The following is a 15602-nucleotide window of genomic DNA, read 5'->3' as shown; positions in this document are numbered from 1 at the left end:
CGGCGAGACGCGAGCGCCCCCGGCAAGCCCGCCCCGCGCGACCGATCCCTCCTCCGTGTCCTGAGACGGCCACCAGGGTCGCGGCTTCCCGATTCCAACATGACTGAAAACAACATTGGCGATCAAATGCTCCGCCGCCACTGGCGATCATGGGGACGGCGCCTATGATTGGACTGTCAATCGGGTTCCCCGCAGCCGAAGGGGTTTGGCACCGTCCCGGATGCCGCGCATGCCTGCGCCGCGACCCTGAAAGGTGCAGGATCCCGCGCGACACCGATCAGCGCGGTCCAGATGGGACAGAACCCGTGCAAGACGCCCCAAGCTTGGCACCTGTGCGCGATTCCGCAGGAGGAGGTGGCCACCATGCAACGAAGGGAATTCCTTGCCAGCGCGGCACTCGCGACCATCTTCTCGACGAGCAAGGCAATGGCCGCGGCGGATCGCCCGACGATCGCGCTGGTGCTCAAATCCTTGAAAAACGAGTTCTTCATGCTGATGGCCGACGGGGCCCAGCGCCATGCGAGTGCGCATGCATCCCGGTACGCGCTGGACGTGCAGGGCGTGCAGGAGGAAACCGACGTCGCCGGGCAAACGCTGATCATCAAGAAACTGATCAACGCGCGCGTATCCGCACTGCTGGTGGTGCCTGCCGACTCCGCGGCAATGCTTCCGGTCCTTCTGGAGGCGATCGCCGCCGGAATCCTTGTCATCAACCTGGACAACAAACTCGATGACCGCGCCCTGGTGACCGCCGGGGTAAGCATTCCGTTCGTCGGGCCGAGCAACTTCGCCGGCGCGCGGGCAGTTGGGGACTATGTTGCACGCAAGCTGCAAGCCGGTAGCAAGGTCGGGATCATCGAAGGGCCGCCGGGCTCCATCAACGCAAAGGCGCGAAGTGACGGCTTCCGCGAAGCGATGCAGGGCGCGGGAATGCTGGTCGCTGGCGTCCGCTCAGGCTATTGGGAAGTCGCCAGAGGAAGCGCGGCGGCGAACGAATTGATCAAGGCCGTGCCGGACGTGACGGCGCTGCTGTGCGGGAACGACAACATGGCGATCGGCGCTGCCAGCGCGGTCGATCAGGCTCACAAGCGAGGGCGGATTCTGGTGGCGGGCTACGACAACATTCCAGCCATCCGTCCGCTGCTCCAGGATGGTCGCATCCTTGTCACCGCGGACCAGTTTCCGGCGCGACAAGCAGAGTACGGACTCAACCTTGCTCTGGAAGCCTTGCAGACGCACAAGCAACAGCGCGATCTGCCGACCATTGTGCAGACGCCGGTAAGCGTCGTCGCGCGATGAGCATGTCAACGCGCGTCGCACTTGCAGCGCAGCTATCGTTGATGGCCGCCCTGCTCGGCACCCCGCCCCGATGCGCGGCACAAGGGCCGATCAATGTTCTGGTTGCAGAAACGCCTCCGTTCGTGACCGATCAGGGCGGCGTGGCAGCCGGCCCCTACATCGAGGCAATGAAACTGCTTGCCGATCGCGAGGGCGTGGGCATCCGCTTCGGTAGCCCACGGCCGATGAAACGTCTCTTGCTCGAAGCCAAGCAGTCCCGGAACACCTGTGTGCTCGGCGTGCCGTTCGCACCGGGCGAAGCAGAAGTGCTCAACTACATCGGACGCGTCGGTCCGCTCGATGTCGCGGTCTACGCCAAGCGCGGCGTAGCGCCACCGATCGCCAATGTCGCCCAGCTGCGCGGCAACACTTCGATTGCCAGCGCAGATCTTGCAGAGGTGCGGGATGTGCTCGACGCCGAGGGCATCGTCTATCAGACCCTTCCCGCCTCCGCCGCGGCGATGAAGATGTTGAATGCCGAACGCTTTGCGTATCTGGTCGCGGAGGAACCGGCGATCGACGACCTCAAGGAACTCTCGATCGAACGCCAGTTCGTTTTGCTGCGCACGGAACGCTGGCTGGCCTGCAACACCGCACTCGAGCCGGCGACCGCGGCACACCTGCGTCACGCAATCAGCGAAGGGCTGTACGCGGCGTCGACCCGACCGGTATGGGCCAGTTTTGGCCTTGGGGAACACTTCGATCGTGTGTCGAAGGCGTGGCGCCTCTCGACTGGCAAACAACGCTAGGCAATGACGCATCCGCGCGCCGGGCGATGCCGGCCCACCCTCTCGGCGGGCCGGCATCACCCATCCGACCACTACGTGTTTTCTGTCACCGCAGGCTGCAGCAAGGCGTTCCAGTTGACGCTCCGGCTCAGCACCATCACGCCGGTCAGGACCGCAAACAGCAGCAAGGTTCCCAGCAGCAGCGCATTCTGTTCAGAGCAGAGGATGGCGTACAGCGCACCGTACAAACCGCCAAGCAGCACCGCAAAGCCGCCGGCGCGCCAGAGGCTGCCAAGAATCGCGCTGACGTAGTAGCTGATGAGTCCCACACAAGCCACTGAGGCAACGCCGTACGCGGCATCGAATCCGATGTGTTCCGATAGCGCGAGCAGCAACATGAAGAACAGCACCATTGCGAAGCCAACCAGCAGGTACTGCACCGGATGCATCCGCAGGCCCTTGATCAGTTCATACACCGCGAACAAGGCAAGCGTGCAGCAGATGATGAGCATGGCGTACTTGGTGGCGCGGTCACTCAGGACATAGGCATCGACCGGGTCGATCAAGGCCACCGCGAAACTTTCGATCCCGGCAACCGAACGTGCGACCGCCGGGCCGCCGTCGAGCGAAATCGTGTCGCCTGCACCCTGCCCCTGCGCCGCGCCGGTCGCGCGCGCCAGCCATTGTGCGCGTGCATTGCTGGCGACCGCCGACGTGCGCCAGCTTGCGTCGAAACCGCTGTCTCGCACGGTGCGTTCAGCGGGCAGGAAGTCGCCGACGAAGGAAGGATGCGGCCATTCCGAATGCAGCACGAGACGGCTTTCCATGCCAAGCGGAATCACATCCAGCCGCTGGGCGCCCGCCACCTCGGCGGCGATCTCGAACGCGAATTCGCTGCCCGGATCCGGCACCGCGGCGAGGGACGCCGAGACGCCCGCCGGCAGGCCGCCAAGCCCGGTACCAGGCGCCACCGCCAGCGACTGCCCGGCGGCACTCATACGGATAGTTCGCAGACCGCGCGCATTGCCGACCGACAGCACCAGCGACGGCACACCGAAACGGATTTCGCTGCCCTCCACCGTACGCTTCACCGCCGCAACGGTGGGCATCTTCAGGCGCCCCTTCAAACTGCCTGAAAAGGTGTAGCCATTGATGCGAAACACGCCGCGCTTGCGGACGTCCGGCACCAGCTGGCCGGAGACATCCAGCGATTCCGGCAGCACATGGAGCATGCCCGTCTCGACTTTCTGCTCGCGCCGCTCCTGCGCGGTGCCGCGCGCCTCGACCTCTTCCCAGCGTTCGGTATAGGGCACCACCAGCAAACCGCCCGCAAGCGCCTGTGGCCCTGCAAGGCTGTTGCTCACAGTACGCAGCGCATCGTCGCGGTAACGCCCGCGGTCTTCGATCACGCCTCGCACCATTGCTACCGCGATACCCAACACCGCCACCAGCAAGGCCAGCACAAGAAACTTGGACACGAATCCCTTCATCACACGCTCCTCTGAACAAGACGAGGCAAGTGTCGATGTGCCCGATGGAGCCTTGCTGAGCGCAGCGTGTGGCGAATGTGAAGGGCGTGTGAAGTGTCAGCTGGCGGGCAAGCTCAGGCGCGCCAGCACGCCGCCGCCGTCGGCGTTATCAACCTCGATCTGGCCTCCATGCAGTTGCGCGACCTCACGCGCGACCACCAGCCCGAGCCCGCTGCCGTGGCGGCTGCCGTCGGGGCGCGGCAAGGAAAAGAAGCGTTCGAAAATGCGTTCGCGGGCATAGTCAGGAATACCCGGCCCGTGGTCGCGCACCGTGAGCATGACGAGCGGCCCCTGCACCCCGAAGCCCACCTCGACGTGCGCGCCGACTGGGGAGAAGTCGATCGCGTTGTCGAGCAGGTTGCCCAGTGCGAAGCCCAACAGGTCGGCGTCTCCGCGCACAGTGGGCCACTCGGCCGCTGGCGGCATGTCCAGCACGATGCCGCGCTGTTCCGCCACCGCGGCACGAGCGTCGACGCAAGCCTCCGCGAGCGCACCAAGTGGCACCGGGAGGCGCGCCGGCGCGCTATCACGCGCTTCAAGTCGCGACAGCAAGAGCAGACGCTCGATCGCCGATTGCATGCGAAGGCTTTGTGTCTGCACATTCTGCGCGAAGCGGGCACGTTCTTCGGCCGGCAGATCAGGTTCACTCAGCAGTTCGGATGCCCCGCGGATGGCCGCCAGCGGACTCTTCAGTTCGTGCGTCAGCGCTTGCACATAACGCTCGACATATTGCTTGCCGTCGAGCTTGCCGCGCATCGTCGCCATCGCCTGCGCAAGGTCGTTGAGTTCGCGTGCGCCCGATTGCGGGACCTCGGCGTGCAGCCCTTCCGACACCTCGCGCGCATAACGCTGCAGGCGCCGCACCGCAAGCGAGAGCCGCACCGTGACGAAGAGGCCAAGCGCAAGCGAGGCAGCGACCAGGGCCAAACCGTAGCGGGTGATCACGTTCTCGCTGCGCGCAATGATCGGGTCGACCTTGGAGATCGGCTTGGCAACGGTGAGCACGCCGATCACGCGACCGGCATCGAGCACCGGCGCCGCGACGTGGAACACGGCACTCGCATCATCGTTCGGTTCGGTGCGGGTGCTGCGTGCGCCGTAGCCGCCCTTGAGCGTGCGCGCAACGTCGTTCCAGCGCGAGTAGTCCATCCCTTCGGCACGCCCCTCGGAATCGAAAACCACGATGCCCTGCGCATCGGTGACGTAGATGCGGTAGTCGAGCGAGGTCTTGCGGAAGTGCCAGATCGGCGCATCAATCTGCCTTTGCGAATACGCCCGCACTTGCGTCGCGAAACGCCCCTTCGCCAGCGTGCCATCGCGCAATTCATCGGAAGCGAGCGCGGCAAGAAGGTTGGCCGTGTCGACCATCGACTCCTCGATGGTCTCGCGGATGCTCGGCTTGACCTCGCGCACCACGATCATCAGCGCGAACAGGCCGGTGAGGCCGACGATGACGAAGTAACCGACGAGGATGCGCAGCGACAGGCTCATGGCTGCACCGAGTAGCCGAGACCACGGTGCGTCTGGATCGGGTCGGCGTCCGGCGCGACGTCGCGCAGCTTGGCGCGCAGCGTCTTGATATGGGTATCGACGGTGCGATCGGTGCTGTCACGCTCGTTGCCCCACACGGCGTCGAGCAATTGTTCTCGCGAGAACACCCGCCTTGGGGCGCGCAGCAGGTGCAGCAGCAGCCGGTATTCGAAGCGTGTCAGTGCGAGTGTCTGGCCTCGATACTCGATCCGTGCTTCCGGCTCGATGACCCGGAATTCCGCAGTGGGTGCGGATTGCGGCGCAGTGGCAGCACCCGCCCGACGCAGGATCGCCCTCACCCGCCCCGCCACCTCGCGCGGGCTGAAAGGCTTGACGACGTAATCATCCGCACCGAGTTCGAAACCGGTGACACGGTCGATCTCGTCGCTGCGCGCGGTGAGAAAGATGACTGGAAGCATCGAGAACGCGCGGATCCTGCGCACCAGTTCGAAACCACTGAGGTCAGGCAGACCCACATCCACCAAGGCCAGGTCGGGCGGGTCTTCCTGCAGCACGTTCAACGCACCGGCAGCGTCTTTGACATGCCGGACCAGATGACCTTCACTGCGGAGTACATAGGCCAGCGTGTCGGCAATGGCAGGTTCGTCGTCGATGATGAGAATGCGGCTCATGAATGCGGCAGGTCGTTCAGAACGCCACAAGGATAGCGCGCCAACTGACGTTGCCGACTCTTGATCGCCGGCGCAGCGGGTACCGACAGAGCGGCGTTGGCCGCGAACGGAGGGCAAACGAAAGAGGCGGCCCATGGCCGCCTCTTGTGCACGAACACCTCGCCTGCAGTGGGTCTGGTCAGAACTTGTAGCCGAAATTCATGCGGAAGCCCTTGAGACCGTTGTCGCCGTGGGTGTAGGTCACGCCAAGATTGGCCTTCTCGATCGACACTCCGGCGAATTCGATGCGCGTGCCAGCCGCAAAACCGAACTCCTGATACTTCTCGATGTAGAGAGCGTCACCGTAGAACCGAGTATCGATGATCCACGCGCGCCAGTTCACGGAGCGACCGAACCAGTTTTCAGGAAAGGTGTTACCCACATCCAGACCGTTTCGGAACATCTGGTTGGACAAGTCGTAGTTGATTTCATAGTCGCCATATTTGAGGCTCTGCGTGCGGTAGAGCCCGACCATGTTGGTCATGCCGAACAGCCAATCGCCAGCAGCAAAGCTGAAGCGGCTGGAGAGGCTAGCCGAGTACATGACCGCCGCGGCGCCCAGGTCGGCCGACCCGACGGCACCAACACGCATCGCCGGCGTCAGCACCCAACCCGTGAGCACAGGCACACGCAGGCTTCCACCCAACGCGGCGCTACCAGTCTTGGCACCTTCCGTATCGTTGTAGGTCAGCGGCGCATCGAGCTTGAAGTGGTAGCCGTTACCGAGATTCCAGGTCCAGCCAAGAGGGAGCTTTGTCATGTTCTGCGAGAACCCGCCCGCCGAATAGCGGCCAAATTCCAGCCCCACCAATGCGTAGTTGTTGCCGGCCATCTGTCCGCCAGTCGACTCCCCCACATACACCGAATCCGCAGCCGTGGAGAAATCCGTGGCGCCCATCTGGGCCATGAGACTGGCGGGATTGCCGGCGACCGGATCGACCGGCGATACGCGTGCCATCTCCTTGAGCATCAAGGTCAACAGATTCTTGCCTTCGCCCTTCATCCAGTCCTTGAACTGCTGTTCGCTGGCACTTCGTGTTGCCCCGGCGAAATTGATATTGATGCCGAGTGAGGGCACGCGGAAGTTGAGGATCGGCGATTCGGCCCTGTACTCCACCTGCACCGGCAGGCCGCGCACGTACAGCGTGCCAATGGCAGCGGATATGTCGGTGTATGTCGACACCGTATTCTGCAAGCCGCTAAGCGATACCGCATCGAGCAGGTCGGTGAGCGAAGTGAATCCGACTTGCCCTCGCTGGCCAGTGTCTTTCACCAGCGCATCGAGTTCGAACAGGTTCTTCGCCTGCGCACCGCCGCAGCACACCGCCAGCACACCCGCCACGATCAACTTCCGCATTGTCCGCTCTCCCGTTTTCCTGACTGAACGCACCCGCACGCCCGTTATGCGCCGGGAATACTAGCTTCAGGCACGCGATTAGGGGAGGATATTTGTGGCGTATGGGCGTCGCGCGTCACCACCTGCCGTGGCATGAATGTCACACCTCGACGGCAGCATTCGTCGCACAGCACGGCCTTGTGAACACCTTGGAGGCGCACGACATGGCACAGACCCTCAGGAATTCTCGCCCGAACACGTCGCACGCTGCCGCGCGTAGCACCACGGTCCGGGGGCAACTGGACACGCAACGCGGACTCGGGATCAAGCTTGCGGCGGTGCTACTGCCAGCGCTGGTGCTAAGCGCATGCGCAAGCAATCCGAGCAGCGGCGAGCGAAACCCGGGTTCTGCATCGCCCGAGCCAACTCCGACAAGAACGGCGACAGCGGCTGAAAGCGGACCGACTTCGCCAACCGCTGTGCTGACCACCAGCATGTCGATCGACGGCCGCATGATGCCGGTGATGCACGGGCAGCAAACCGTCGCGACCCGTGCCGACATGCGGCGCACCGATTCGCAGTTCCAGTTCGACAACTGGCTGTTTCGCCAACTGGCGGGGGACGGCCGAAGCGCCGACATCATCCGTCTCGACCGTAGCTTGGTGTGGACACTGCACCCGGCCAAACGCAGCTATCGCGAATGCGCACTCAGCGGTTGCGGTTCGGCGATGAAGCCCGAGCCTGAGAAACAGCCGAAGGACAAGGAAAAGCCCCGCGAACCTTCGGAAGCGAAGTGCCCGCTGACTGTGAAATCCAACGAATTCTCGGTGCTGGCATCCGGCGAGAAGAAGCGCATCAACACTTTCGACACCGAACAGTTCCTGCTCAAGTGGAAGCTCGAAATGCAGGATCCGCAGAAACAGGTGGCACGCAACGAAGTCGTGCTGGAGCTATGGACGACACCGGAGAACGGCCAGATCCGCGACGTCAAACGCATCAATGAATCGTTCGAGCAGCGCTGGCGGTCCGCCACCCGGCCCGCGGAACATCCGTTCGGCCGCTATGTGCCGCCGGATGTGGTCGCTTCGATGGCTTCGCTGATCCGCGGCGCCGGCACCAAGAGTTTCGCCAAGTGGGCGAATGACATGAAAAAGATCCATGGATACCCGATCCTCACCAAAATGAGCTGGAGCGCTTCCGGCAATGTCTGCAGCGATCAGCGTGGCGATGCCAAGGCCTCGGCAAGCAGCACGCCGACCAGCGTCGGCGGCCTGCTGGGCGGTTTGATCGCGGGGCAGGCAACGAGTGAAATGGCGGATCGTGCTTCGAGTGGCGCATTGCTCACTTTCACCCACGAGGTGCAGACAATTGCCGTGAAACCGGTCGCGGACACCAGCTTCCTGCCGCCACCCGACTACCAGAAAGAGGCCACGCGCTAATCGGCCACAGCCACATTTGCGACGCGCAGCGGCCAGACGACCCTGCCGCACCAGGCCGCCACAAATGAATACGGGCACCCGAGGGTGCCCGTTCGATTGCGACTGATCCGCCTTACACAGCGTAACTGCGCAAGCGCAGCGAGAATTCTTCCAGTTGGCGAATGCCGCTCGCTTCCGCGCGTGCGCACCAGTCCTGCAACTGCTTGACGAGCTGGTCGCGTGAAGCACTTGAACGCGCCCAGATCGCGGTGAGCTCTTGCTTCATCGCAACCAGTTGCTGCAAGCGCGGGCTGTCGGCCACAGCCTTCTCGAACTGCTGTTGCAGCTTGGCCGGGAAACCCTCGGTCCGCTCAGACACCAGCCAGCGGCGCAACTGCTTCATGTCGAGCTTGCCCTGGTGCTGCTGCGCAAGCTTCGCGAGTTCCTCGCCATACACCGTCTTCAGGCTGGTGGCGTAGCGGCGCATCACGTCGTAGCGATGCGTCACGATTGCTTGCAGCATCTCAAGGTCAACGACCTTCTTCGCTTCCGCAAACTTCGGCTGCGGAATCGTCTTCTTCACCTTGGCGAGGCCGAGCATTTCCATGATGCGGATATACATCCAGCCGATGTCGAACTCGTACCACTTCGACGACAGCTTGGCAGATGTCGCAAAGCTGTGGTGGTTGTTGTGGAGTTCTTCGCCACCAATGAGGATGCCCCAGGGGACGAGGTTCGTGGAGGCGTCGGTGCAGTCGTAGTTGCGGTAGCCCCAGAAGTGCCCAAGGCCATTGATGACGCCGGCCGCCCAGAACGGGATCCAGATCATCTGCACGCCCCACATCAGCACACCCGGGACCACGCCGAAGAGCGCGATGTCGATCGCCAGCATCAGCACGATGCCGACCTTCTGGCCTGGAGTGTAAATGTGGCGTTCCATCCAGTCGTCCGGCGTGCCATGGCCGTAACGTTCCATCGTGTCCTTGTTGCGCGACTCCTTCACATAGAGGAACACGCCACCCCAAAGAACACGGTTGATGCCAAGGATCTGCGGGCTATGCGGATCTTCAGCCGTCTCGCACTTGGCGTGATGCTTGCGGTGGATCGCCGCCCACTCCTTGGTGACCATGCCGGTAGTCATCCAAAGCCAGAAGCGGAAGAAATGGCTCGGAATCGGATGAAGGTCGAGCGCACGGTGCGCCTGATGGCGGTGCAGGAAGATCGTGACCGACGCGATCGTGATGTGCGTCAGGCCAAGAAGAACCAGCACGTAGCCCCACCAGGGCAAGTCAAAAAATCCAGAAAACATCAACGGCATCCCCTCGGGGTTTGGTTTTGATAAGTAATTGATTTTACGCGAAGGTTACAGCGGCCGCCATGTTTGCAGCTCCACACGCAACCGCCTGGGCAGCAGAAGTTCAAGCCGCACCTGCCTGAGCGACGACAGAGACCGGCACGCTCTCGACCGGTGCGCCGACGACACGCACCTCGCGTTGCGGGAACGGAATTTCGATCCCCTCTTCACGGAAGCGGCGCCAGATCTCGCGATTGATGTTCGATTTGATGCCCAGGTTGCCCTGCAGCGGGTCGAAGATCCACACCCCCAACTGCAAATTGATGCCATGGTCGGCAAATGCCAGTAGATGGGCAACCGGCGCCGGGTCCTTCAGCACCCGCTCGCCGCCCGCCGCCGCGCACTCGACCAGCACCTGCATCGCGCGCTCCACATCGCAGCCGTATCCCACCTGGACCGGGATGCCGATCCACACGTTCTTGTCGGCAAAGGTCTCGTTCTGTACCACCGAGCCGATCAGAGTCTCGTTCGGCACGATCACGTTGATGCCGGTGGGCGCGCGCAGCACCGTGTATCGCGTGGTGATCTGTTGCACCTCGCCGCGATCCGCCCCCACCGAGATCATGTTGCCGATGCGGATCGATCGATCCAGCAGGATGATGAAGCCGGCGATGTAGTTCGCCGCGATCTTCTGCATGCCGAAGCCGATGCCGAAGGCGAGCGCGCCGGAAAACACCGACAAGGTCGTCAGGTCGAGCCCGACCAGCGACATCGCAATCAGTACGCCGACGAATACCAGCAGGGCTCGGGACACGCGCGACAACACCGCCTGGATGCTGCTGTCCATGTTCGGCGACGCCATCAGGCGGTCTTCGATCATCCCCGCGATCCATAGCGCGACCACCAGGGTGCCGGCGACCGACAAGGCGCCATTGATCAGCATCCAAAGCGACACCTGTTGCTTGCCGACATGCATGCTGAGGCTGTCGAGCCAGGCGATCAGCTCCGGAAGCACGCCCACCAGATCCAGCGCCACCACCGCCCACACGCTGATCGCGATGTAGCGCTCGGCCCCCTTGAGCCATGTGGACCTGAAGAAGAACTGGCGCAATGCGACTTCGATCAGCCGCAGCACGCACATCGCGAAGGCCAGTTGCGACGCGATGCCCAGTTCGGTGCCGCGGTAGCCCGCCAACTGGAAGGCCGCACGCGCGAACATCATCATCATCAGCGCGGCCAGCGGCCATGCCGCGGCGCGCACCAGCCGCGACCAGGTACTCATGCCCGAAAAGCGGCGCTTGACCGAGCGCGCGACGAACATCGCAGCGATGACGACCACCGCAATCACCGCAAGCTGAAGCTGGGCAACCGGCTTGGCGAGCTCGTGGATGACCGACTCGAAAGTGGCGATCAGTGCGTTGGTCGCCTCGCCGTTGGTTCCGACTTCACTCATCCATTCCGCTCCAGCGCAACTGCGAAGAAGCCATCGGTGCCGTGCGTCATGGGATCAAGCCGCAAACGCTCGCCACAGGCCAGCTCGATGCCCTGGCCGGCGAAGATCTCCTGTGCGGGGAGCAGCTTGAAGTCGGGATGCGCAGCAAGAAAGGCATCGACAATCGCGTCGTTTTCCTCGGGCAGGATGCTGCAGGTCGCATACACCAGACGCCCGCCCTTCTTCAGCAAACGCGCCGCGGCGGCGAGAATCGCGCCCTGCTTGCCGGTCAGTTCCTCGACCGACTTGGGTGATTGCCGCCACTTCAGGTCCGGGTTGCGGCGCAAGGTACCAAGCCCGCTGCAGGGGGCATCCACCAGCACGCGGTCGAGCTTGCCGGCGAGGCGTTTCAGCCTTGCATCGTTTTCGTGCGCGATCGCCGAGGTGTGCACGTTGGAGAGGCCCGACCTCGCTACCCGCGGCTTGAGCCGGGCGAGACGGCGTTCGGCCGTATCAAAGGCATACAGGCGTCCGGTCGATCGCATCAAGCCCCCCAGCAGCAGTGTCTTGCCGCCGGCGCCAGCGCAGAAATCCGCCACCATCTCGCCGCGTTTTGGCCCGACGAGGAAGCCAAGCAACTGGCTACCCTCGTCCTGCACCTCGATCGAGCCATCAACGAACAAGGGATGCTTGGTCAGCGACGGCTTTTCGGCAAGGCGGATGGCGAGCGGCGAATATGCGCCCGGCTCGCACGCCATGCCATCGGCACGCAAGCGCTCGATCACCTCCTCGCGCTTGGCTTTGAGCGGGTTCACCCGCAGGTCGAGCGGCGCCGGTGCGTTGAGCGCCTGGGCGAGGCGCAGGGCCTGCGCTTCGCCGTGCACCTGCGCCAGTCGCTCTGCCAGCCAATCGGGGAGATCCGCCTGTTCGGCAAACGAGAGCGTCGGCGCAACGGCCGCCTGTCGCTCGGCGAGCCAGCGCTGCTCGGTCGCCGAAATCGCGCCTTCGAGTTGACGGGAAGAAATGCCCTGAACCTTGATCAGCGCCGCCAGCAACAGGCGACGACCGGTCGCGCGTTCGCCGCACCAGGCTTCGAGCCGGCGGCGATTACGCAACACCGCGTAGACGGTTTCCGCGATTACACCGCGGTCGCGATGGCCGAGGGATTTGTTGTGGCGGAAGAAATCGGACAGCACGGCATCGGAAGGCGCCTCAAAGCGCAACACTTCTGCCAGTACTTCCGTCGCTTCATCGAGCCGGTTCTTGTTTATCTGCATCATCAGCCCTTGTAGGAGTCTTTCTCTTGGCGGGAAGGCTGGATATCCAGCTTCACGCCATCCAATTCAATCTCGCGAGCCACTTCATCAAACACATGCCCCTGCTTGCGATCGTCCACCCGCACGCGAACCGGGGCGTTGCGATGCTGCCGCGACAACCACAGGTCGACAATGAACTCGCCGTTTCGCGCTTCGCAGTGGAAGTGGCGCGCCTCGATGCTGCCCCAGGGCAGACGCAAGCGCTCGTTTGCGATCTGCGACAGCGTCGCCTCCGACCCCCAACGTCCGCCGACCACATAAAGCGTCGTTTGCTCCATCCCGTCCGGCTGAAAGGCGAGGTGATGCGCAAGGCTCAGGATGTCCTGCGCCAGCCCCACGAACGGCACTTCCCGCACCAGATCGGGTCGCGACAGGATCACCTTGCGCTGCGCCCAGTCGAACACTGCATGTGACTGCTTGCCGTTCAGATCTTCCTGGAAACCTGTAGGCGCAAGCCCCTCAGGCCCCACCCGCCCCTGGCTCTGCTGCACGCCGTTGAAGCGCTTGATCAGCCTCGCGAGCCCCGAAGTCGAAGCCTCACTTCGCATCGTGTAGCGCTCGCCGTCGTGCGACCAAGTGTGAATCATCTCGCCGACTTCAATCGTTTCGCCATAGCGAACCTGATAGCGGATTCGACCTTCGCGCGGCCATGCCTGGGTCGCTTCCGGGTCCACCGTGAGCGGCACCGGATCCACCACCGGCTTCTCCGCGCCGGCCTCCGGCACCTTGGCAACCGTGTCCGCGCCAGCGGCCGACGACGACTCCACCGGCTGCGAGGTCGTGCCGTCGGCGACCGAGGGCTGCGTTTCCACAACGGGCGCCTTTGCGAGCACCTCCCGCCTTTGCCCCCCGCGCGCCCGTGCGGTGCGGGTCTTGGGGTGCGCTTCAGGCCTGGAGTCTTGTTTCGGAGGGGTGGCTTCCACTGCGGCATGTCGCACCGGCGGCAATTGCAGAGTGGCTTCTATCCGGATCGGCTCCGCCACCACCGACAGTTCCCACCCTGGCGACGACAGTATCAATAGGTGCAACAGCAACGATATCGCGACCGCGACATGTACGGCCCGGATGCGCTTGAAAAGTTCCCGAGCGTCAGGCACGCCTTCAGGCACCCGCCAAAGGCACGATCCAGCCGCCGTCGGGAAGCGCCGCATCGCGGACGGTCACGCGATTGCCTTCAACGACCAGTCGATCCTCCACGAACCAGCGTACCGCCTGCGGGTAGATGACGTGTTCCTGCTCCAGCACGCGGGCCGCCAGTGACGCCTCGGTGTCGTCCGGGCGCACCGCCACTGCGGCCTGCGCGACGATCGGCCCGCAGTCGAGGGTCGGCGTCACGAAATGCACTGTCGCGCCATGCAGCTTCGCGCCGGATTCGATCGCCTTGCGGTGCGTGTGCAGGCCCGGAAAGCTCGGCAGCAGCGAGGGATGGATGTTGATCAGGCGTCCTTCGTAGCGCCTTACGAAATCGTCGCCCAGCACCCGCATGAAACCTGCCAGCACAACCAGATCCGGCGCATGACGGTCGATGGCGGCGCTCAAGGCAGCGTCGAACGCTTCGCGGGTGGCGAATGCAGTGTGGTCGATCGCCTCGGCCACCAGCCCGCTCTCGCGCGCAAACGCAAGGCCGCTCGCGGCCGGCTTGTTCGAGATGACGGCGGCAATGCTGGCGCCGGGAATCTGCGCACGAACGATCGCCTCCATGTTGGAGCCACGACCAGAGATGAGGATGACGATTTTTTTCATGTCTGAAATGAAAAGGCCGAACGGGGAAGCCCGCTCGGCCCTACAGTTTAACCCGCTGCGCGGGCCAGGGATTCAGGCAGCAGCGCGACTGGCGACGCGGCTCCGGACGTAGGCGACGATCGCCGGCAGCAGCGACAGCACGATGATGCCGACAATGACGAAACTCAGGTTCGCCTTGACCCACGCAATATTGCCGAACCAGTAACCCGCCAGCGTCAGCGAGAAGATCCACAAGGCGCCGCCAAACAGATCGAGTGGCAGGAAGCGGCTGTAGGTCATGCGCGCCACGCCGGCGACAAACGGGGCAAACGTGCGCGCCAGCGGCATGAAGCGCGCAATGATGATGGTCTTGCCGCCATGCTTTTCAAAGTAGGCGTGGGTCGAATCAAAGGCGCGGCGATTGAATAGCCGCGAGTTCTCCCAGCGGAACACGCGCGGGCCGATCGCGCGCCCGATCCAGTAATTGCAGTTGTCGCCAAGCACAGCCGCCAAAAACAGCGAACCGGAGAGCAGCGCGATATCCATGCCACCGGTTGCCGCCAGCGCGCCAGCGACGAACAGCAGGGAATCGCCGGGCAGAAAAGGCGTGACCACCAGACCTGTCTCGCAAAACACGATCAGGAACAGGATCGCGTAGATCCAGGGACCGTACTGCCCGACCATCACCGCGAGGTGCTTGTCCAGATGCAGAACGATATCGATGAAGGGAAGGAGCAATTCCATGCGGACTCCGGGAACACCAGGGGGATCGGCCGCACCCTTGGGAACGGCGACGCGCAGGGTAGCACAGCGGTCCGCGCGCCCGTTCGCCGCAATGCACAAATCCGGATATCGATCCCGGCAAGACTGCAAATCTTGGTGTCTTGCATTGCCGTGCTGGCGTCTGCAAGCAGTAGAATTTGCGCTCATGAAACGCGCAGCCCCCACCCATGACGCAGAAACCGTCATGCCGGCACCGACGTCCGAGACCGTCGACACCGGCACGCCGCCGCGTCTGAAAATGCCGCCGCGGTGGATCCGCGCGGATCGGCACTGGTGGCTGCATCTGGACCACGGTGGCGTGGCGCGGGAACGCGACGGCACCTGGTTCGGCTATCCGCTCGGCTGGTCGGATGCACGGCGTCTGGGCCCGTTCGAAAACGCACTCCTCGCGGCACAGGCTGTCGAATCAGCCGAACCGGAAGATCCCGGCACCGCGCGTTCGCGCCGCTGAACGCATCGGCCGACGAAGCAGCGCGCAATCCACTCGACCCCAGCCTTGCGTCGA

At 63.6% G+C, this 15602-nt stretch carries 14 protein-coding genes; 4 read left to right on the top strand and 10 right to left on the bottom strand.

Translation table 11 applies throughout. From position 1 onward, the window contains the following. Nucleotides 1-363 precede the first annotated feature (363 nt). Nucleotides 364-1299, top strand: a complete 936-nt coding sequence (locus GGR36_RS02825; protein WP_183631637.1) for a substrate-binding domain-containing protein — start codon at nt 364-366, stop codon at nt 1297-1299. Then, nucleotides 1296-2087 (top strand): hypothetical protein, encoded by a 792-nt coding sequence (locus GGR36_RS02820; protein ID WP_183631635.1) that lies wholly within the window; start codon nt 1296-1298, stop codon nt 2085-2087. Before GGR36_RS02825 ends, GGR36_RS02820 begins: the two co-directional genes overlap by 4 nt. A 71-nt stretch (nt 2088-2158) precedes the next feature. Here the strand turns inward: GGR36_RS02820 and creD are convergent, their stop codons facing one another. The 4 genes from creD to GGR36_RS02800 form a co-directional block, all read right to left on the bottom strand. Next, complete coding sequence (gene creD / locus GGR36_RS02815; RefSeq protein ID WP_183631633.1) at nt 2159-3556, bottom strand: cell envelope integrity protein CreD; 1398 nt, start codon at nt 3554-3556, stop codon at nt 2159-2161. A gap of 96 nt (nt 3557-3652) precedes the next feature. Next, complete coding sequence (creC, locus tag GGR36_RS02810; RefSeq protein ID WP_183631631.1) at nt 3653-5086, bottom strand: two-component system sensor histidine kinase CreC; 1434 nt, start codon at nt 5084-5086, stop codon at nt 3653-3655. Beyond that, nucleotides 5083-5757 (bottom strand): two-component system response regulator CreB, encoded by a 675-nt coding sequence (gene creB / locus GGR36_RS02805; protein ID WP_183631629.1) that lies wholly within the window; start codon nt 5755-5757, stop codon nt 5083-5085. The genes creC and creB overlap by 4 nt, the downstream gene beginning before the upstream one ends. A 178-nt stretch (nt 5758-5935) precedes the next feature. Then, on the bottom strand, nt 5936-7153 hold the full coding sequence (locus GGR36_RS02800; RefSeq protein ID WP_183631627.1) for a hypothetical protein: 1218 nt from the start codon (nt 7151-7153) through the stop codon (nt 5936-5938). A 473-nt stretch (nt 7154-7626) separates the two neighbouring features. On the opposite strand from GGR36_RS02800, the gene GGR36_RS02795 reads away from it, so the two are divergent. Then, entirely contained in the window at nt 7627-8571 is a 945-nt protein-coding gene (locus GGR36_RS02795; protein WP_183631625.1) for a hypothetical protein, read from the top strand. Between the two features lie 112 nt (nt 8572-8683). Here the strand turns inward: GGR36_RS02795 and GGR36_RS02790 are convergent, their stop codons facing one another. The 6 genes from GGR36_RS02790 to GGR36_RS02765 all read right to left on the bottom strand — a co-directional run bounded on the left by GGR36_RS02790 (nt 8684) and on the right by GGR36_RS02765 (nt 15058). Beyond that, nucleotides 8684-9859 carry a DesA family fatty acid desaturase gene (locus GGR36_RS02790; protein WP_183631623.1) on the bottom strand — a complete coding sequence of 392 codons (1176 nt, stop codon included), beginning with the start codon at nt 9857-9859 and terminating at the stop codon, nt 8684-8686. A 109-nt stretch (nt 9860-9968) separates the two neighbouring features. Next, nucleotides 9969-11297 carry a mechanosensitive ion channel family protein gene (locus GGR36_RS02785; RefSeq protein WP_183631621.1) on the bottom strand — a complete coding sequence of 443 codons (1329 nt, stop codon included), beginning with the start codon at nt 11295-11297 and terminating at the stop codon, nt 9969-9971. After that, nucleotides 11294-12556 (bottom strand): RsmB/NOP family class I SAM-dependent RNA methyltransferase, encoded by a 1263-nt coding sequence (locus GGR36_RS02780; protein WP_183631619.1) that lies wholly within the window; start codon nt 12554-12556, stop codon nt 11294-11296. The genes GGR36_RS02785 and GGR36_RS02780 overlap by 4 nt, the downstream gene beginning before the upstream one ends. Continuing rightward, nucleotides 12556-13404, bottom strand: a complete 849-nt coding sequence (locus GGR36_RS22075; protein WP_183631616.1) for a DUF3108 domain-containing protein — start codon at nt 13402-13404, stop codon at nt 12556-12558. The genes GGR36_RS02780 and GGR36_RS22075 overlap by 1 nt, the downstream gene beginning before the upstream one ends. A gap of 289 nt (nt 13405-13693) precedes the next feature. Then, on the bottom strand, nt 13694-14335 hold the full coding sequence (purN, locus tag GGR36_RS02770) for a phosphoribosylglycinamide formyltransferase (protein WP_183631614.1): 642 nt from the start codon (nt 14333-14335) through the stop codon (nt 13694-13696). Between the two features lie 72 nt (nt 14336-14407). Next, a complete protein-coding gene (locus tag GGR36_RS02765; protein ID WP_183631612.1) occupies nt 14408-15058 on the bottom strand; it encodes a DedA family protein in 651 nt (216 codons plus the stop codon). Between the two features lie 184 nt (nt 15059-15242). On the opposite strand from GGR36_RS02765, the gene GGR36_RS02760 reads away from it, so the two are divergent. Beyond that, nucleotides 15243-15548 (top strand): hypothetical protein, encoded by a 306-nt coding sequence (locus GGR36_RS02760; RefSeq protein ID WP_183631610.1) that lies wholly within the window; start codon nt 15243-15245, stop codon nt 15546-15548. Nucleotides 15549-15602 lie beyond the last annotated feature (54 nt).

The organism is Niveibacterium umoris (assembly GCF_014197015.1).
Classification (GTDB): Bacteria; Pseudomonadota; Gammaproteobacteria; order Burkholderiales; family Rhodocyclaceae; genus Niveibacterium; species Niveibacterium umoris.
The sequence above is the reverse complement of the archived record's forward strand: the minus strand, read 5'-3'. Positions and strand labels throughout refer to the sequence as shown.